The 4,030-nt window shown below is 69.8% G+C and carries 4 protein-coding genes; 1 reads left to right on the top strand and 3 read right to left on the bottom strand.

Going from position 1 to position 4,030, the window contains the following annotated elements; all coding sequences use genetic code 11:
- Positions 1-79: 79 nt before the first annotated feature.
- From V6M42_RS08545 to guaB, 3 genes are read right to left on the bottom strand one after another with little or no spacing between them, the layout of a single operon-like run.
- A complete protein-coding gene (locus tag V6M42_RS08545; protein ID WP_332678197.1) occupies positions 80-1,489 on the bottom strand; it encodes an RsmB/NOP family class I SAM-dependent RNA methyltransferase in 1,410 nt (469 codons plus the stop codon).
- Between the two features lie 9 nt (positions 1,490-1,498).
- Positions 1,499-1,900, bottom strand: coding sequence for an MAPEG family protein (locus V6M42_RS08540; RefSeq protein ID WP_332660616.1), 402 nt, complete (start codon positions 1,898-1,900; stop codon positions 1,499-1,501).
- A 20-nt stretch (positions 1,901-1,920) separates the two neighbouring features.
- Entirely contained in the window at positions 1,921-3,381 is a 1,461-nt protein-coding gene (gene guaB / locus V6M42_RS08535; protein WP_332660618.1) for an IMP dehydrogenase, read from the bottom strand.
- Between the two features lie 130 nt (positions 3,382-3,511).
- On the opposite strand from guaB, the gene V6M42_RS08530 reads away from it, so the two are divergent.
- Positions 3,512-4,030, top strand: a 519-nt coding sequence (locus tag V6M42_RS08530; RefSeq protein ID WP_332678196.1) for a DUF2061 domain-containing protein, incomplete at its 3' end; no start/stop codon positions are given.

The following is a 4,030-nucleotide window of genomic DNA, read 5'->3' as shown; positions in this document are numbered from 1 at the left end:
GCCGGGCCGTATTCGGGCTCGGCGGCCATGACGCAGAGGGCGGTCTTCGGACCGAAGCTGGAAAGGGTCCAGTCCCGGCTCACGCCCGCCGCTCGTAGAGGGCCGCGAAGAAGCCGTCGGTGCCGGTCGAGGCGGGCGACAGACGGATGCGCCCGCCGGAGGCCTTGCCGCCCAGACCCGTGTGGGCCGCGTTGGTCAGGGTCTTCGCCGCCAGCAGGTCGGCAGCCGCGACCGGCTTGAAGCCGGGATGCGCCGCCTCGAAGGCGTCGGCGACGGCCTCGTTCTCGCGCGTCAGGATCGAACAGGTGACATAGGCCAGCCGGCCGCCGGGCTTCACCAGCTGGGCGGCCTGTCCGAGGATGCGCAGTTGCAGGGCGTGCAGCCGCTCGACCTCGTCGGCCTTCAGACGCCAGGCGTCCTCGGGCCGGCGGCGCCAGGCGCCGGAGCCGCTGCAGGGGGCGTCGACGAAGACCAGATCGGCCTTGCCGTTGAATTCCTCCACGCCGCCGCCGTTCGGGCCCAGCATGCGCAGGTCGGCCTCGACGCCGGCGCGTTCGAGACGCGGACGGATGTTGTCGAGCCGCTTCTGGACCACGTCGCAGGCGATCAGCCGCATCCCGGCGACGCGCGGCGCCGTCTTCACGGCCGCTTCCTCGTCAGCGCCGACCGGCGACCAGCCCGCGGGCCGGGGCGCGGCGACCTTCGAGGGGTCGGCTTCAGGCAGGCCCTGCACCGCGAGGGCCAGGGTCTTGCCGCCGCCGCCGGCGCAATAGTCGACGACGATGCTGTCGGGCGTGAAGTCCAGGCCCGATCCGGCCAGCCAGGTCACGATCTGACTGCCCTCGTCCTGGATCTCGATCTCGCCCACGTTGAAGGCCTGGAGGCCCTGAACATTGGGCGCGGGCTCGGACGGCAGGCGCAGGCCGACCGCCGACCACGGCGTCGGCGCGGGCGACAAACCGCCTGCGGTCAGGTCGCGGCGGGCGGCCTCGACCGTGGTCTTCGCCGTATTGACGCGCAGGTCGACCGGGGCGCGGGCCATCAGGGCGGCGGCCTCCTCGCTCCAGCGGTCGCCGAAGGTCGTCTTCAGGTCCTCGGCCACGAACTCGGGCAGGCCGGCGGCGGCCCAGTCGGGCAGATCGCCCTCCCCGGCCTCGATGCGGGCGCGCTCCTGTTTCGACAGGGGGCGCGGGCCGTAGCCGTCGCCCGAGTGCAGGGCCTCGATCTCTTCCAGCGACAGGCCGTCGATGAAGGCCAGCGAGCCGATCACCAGCGCCCGTCCGTCCTCGCGACCGCCCATGGCGCGGACCAGACGACCGCGCGCGCGCAGCACCTCATAGACCCGCTCGGCGACGGCGCGGCGGTCCTTGGACCCCGCATAGCGGTTGGCGGCGCCCCATGCCTTGAGGACCACATCGGCGGGCGCGCGGCCCTGGGCGATGCTGTCGAGGACGGAGGCGGCTGAGGCCAGGCGGGCTGCTGGGGTCAATTCAGGCTTTCAAACGAACAGGGCCGCGAGGACCATGAGCAGCCCCACGAGCGACGCCACCCACACCAGAGAGCGGACATAGGCGACTCCGAAGGCGTAGAGCGGCAGGTAGATCACGCGGCCGAAAAGATAGAGATGCGTCCCCCACAGGGTCAGGGGGCCGCCGTCCTTGCCAGCCACATGCGCCATAATCACGGCGGCGGCGAAGATGGGCAGGGTTTCGAACAGATTGGCCTGGGCGCGGATCAGCCGGCCGGCCAGCTTTCCGGGCGGGGGAACCGCCTCGTCGCGGGCGCCGGCGTTCCACTTGACCCCGAGCTCGGCCGTCCGCGCGATGACGGCCGCGAGAATCTGGACGACGGCCAGGATCAGCACGAAGGCCAGGACGATGAATTCAGGCGTCATATCCATGGCTTCCATCCCCTCTTCCGTCAGCCCTGCCGATAGTTCGGCGCTTCCCGCGTGATCATCACGTCATGGACATGGCTTTCGCGCAGACCGGCGCCGGTGATGCGGACGAAGCGGGCCCGCTCCTGCAGCTCGGGAATGCTTCCCGCGCCGACATAGCCCATGGCCGCCCGCAGGCCTCCGACCATCTGGTGCAGCACCGGGGCGATCGGCCCCTTGTACGGCGTCTGGCCCTCGATGCCCTCGGGCACCAGCTTCTGGGTGTCCTCGACTTCCTTCTGGAAATAGCGGTCGGCCGAGCCGGCGCCCATGGCCCCGACCGAGCCCATGCCCCGGTACGACTTGTAGGACCGGCCCTGGTACAGGAAGACCTCGCCCGGGCTTTCGTCGGTGCCGGCGAACATCGAACCCATCATGGCCACGCTGGCGCCGGCCGCGATGGCCTTGGCCAGATCGCCCGAATATTTGATGCCGCCGTCGGCGATGACCGGAGCGCCCGACTCCTTCGCCGCACGGACGGCCTCCATGATGGCGGTCAGCTGGGGCACGCCGACGCCTGCGACGATGCGGGTGGTGCAGATGCTGCCCGGGCCGATGCCGACCTTCACGGCGTCGGCGCCGGCGTCGATCAGGGCCCGCGCGGCGTCATAGGTGGCGACATTGCCGGCGATGATCTGGATGCGGTTGGATTCGCGTTTGATGCGCTCGACCACGCGGCTGACCTGGATCGAATGGCCGTGGGCGGTGTCGATGACCACCACGTCCACACCGGCCTCCGCCAGCGCCATGGCCCGCTCATAGCCCGCGTCGCCCACAGTCGAGGCGGCGCCGACCAGCAGCCGGCCCTGATCGTCCTTGGCGGCGTGGGGATGGGCCTGGGCCTTCTCGATGTCCTTCATCGTGATCAGGCCGGTGGCGCGGTAGTCCTCGTCGACGACGATGACGCGCTCGATCTTGCGGTCGCGCAGCAGGGCCCGCGCCTCGTCGCGGCCGGCGCCCTCGCGCACCGTGACCAGATCGCCCGTGGTCATCAGCTCGATGGCCTTGCGCGTCGGGTCGGTGTCGAACCGCATGTCGCGGTTGGTCAGGATGCCGACCAGCTTGCCGCTGACGGGATCGACCACCGGGAAGCCGGAAATCTTCTTCTTGGCCACGATCTGGCGGATCTCGCCCAGGGTGGTCTGCGGCGTGATGGTCACCGGATTGATGACCATGCCGCTTTCGTAGCGCTTCACCTCGCGGACCTGATCGGCCTGTTCCTCGACCGTCATGTTGCGGTGAAGGATGCCCAGACCGCCGGCCTGGGCCATGGCGATCGCCAGCCGGCTTTCAGTGACCGTGTCCATGGCGGACGAGGTCAGCGGGATGTTCAGCCTGATGTCGCGGGTGAGCTTCGTCGAGACGTCCGCGTCGGCGGGCATGATCTCGGACGGGCCGGGTTCCAGCAAAACATCGTCGAAGGTGAGCCCTTCGCGTATCTCCATGAGGAGTCTCCGTTTTGCGGGCCGCGTATAGCGGCGACAGGCGGGGAACCGCAAGGGCCGGGCGCGCTTATCGCCACGATAAGAACAATTGGCTTGCCGGATGCGGCGCCGGCCCCACATCTGGAGATCCATGGTCCGCACGCTCATCAGCACCGCCCGCCGCCTCGCGCTCAAGATCGCGAGCTATGGCGTGATGCACCTGGTGGTCGCCATACTGGTGGCCTTCGCCATCACGCGCGACTGGCGGCTGGCGCTGGCCGTCGGCGTGGTCGAGCCCTTCTTCCAGACCATCGCCTATTCGATCCACGACCGCGTCTGGCACCGGATCGAGCGGCGCAAACGCCTGTCGACCGTCGAGGAGGCCGCCGAGGCGTTCACCGCCCGGCTCCAGATCATGGCGCCGGAGGAGCAGACCCGCGCCCACGGCCACCACGGCCACAGCCACGCCCTGCCCCGCTCGTTCAAACAGATCGCGCTGAAATCCGTCACCTACGGCGTGATGCATTTCGTGGTCGCGGTGTCCGTGGCCTTCGCCCTGACCGGCGACTGGCGCGTGGCCCTGACCATCGGCATCGTCGAGCCGCTGGTGCAGACGGTCTTCTTCACCGCCCACGACCGCATCTGGACGCGGATAGAGGCGCGGAAGGCG

The organism is Brevundimonas sp. (assembly GCF_036677305.1).
In the GTDB taxonomy this organism is placed as follows: domain Bacteria; phylum Pseudomonadota; class Alphaproteobacteria; order Caulobacterales; family Caulobacteraceae; genus Brevundimonas.
Note: the sequence above shows the minus strand (reverse complement) of the source record. Positions and strands in the feature narration are given on the sequence as shown.

Bases quoted from the DNA above. Each gene is read 5' to 3' on its own strand.
- V6M42_RS08540 (WP_332660616.1), bottom strand. From the start codon at position 1,900: ATGGATATGACGCCTGAATTCATCGTCCTGGCCTTCGTGCTGATCCTG.
- guaB (WP_332660618.1), bottom strand. From the start codon at position 3,381: ATGGAGATACGCGAAGGGCTCACCTTCGACGATGTTTTGCTGGAACCC.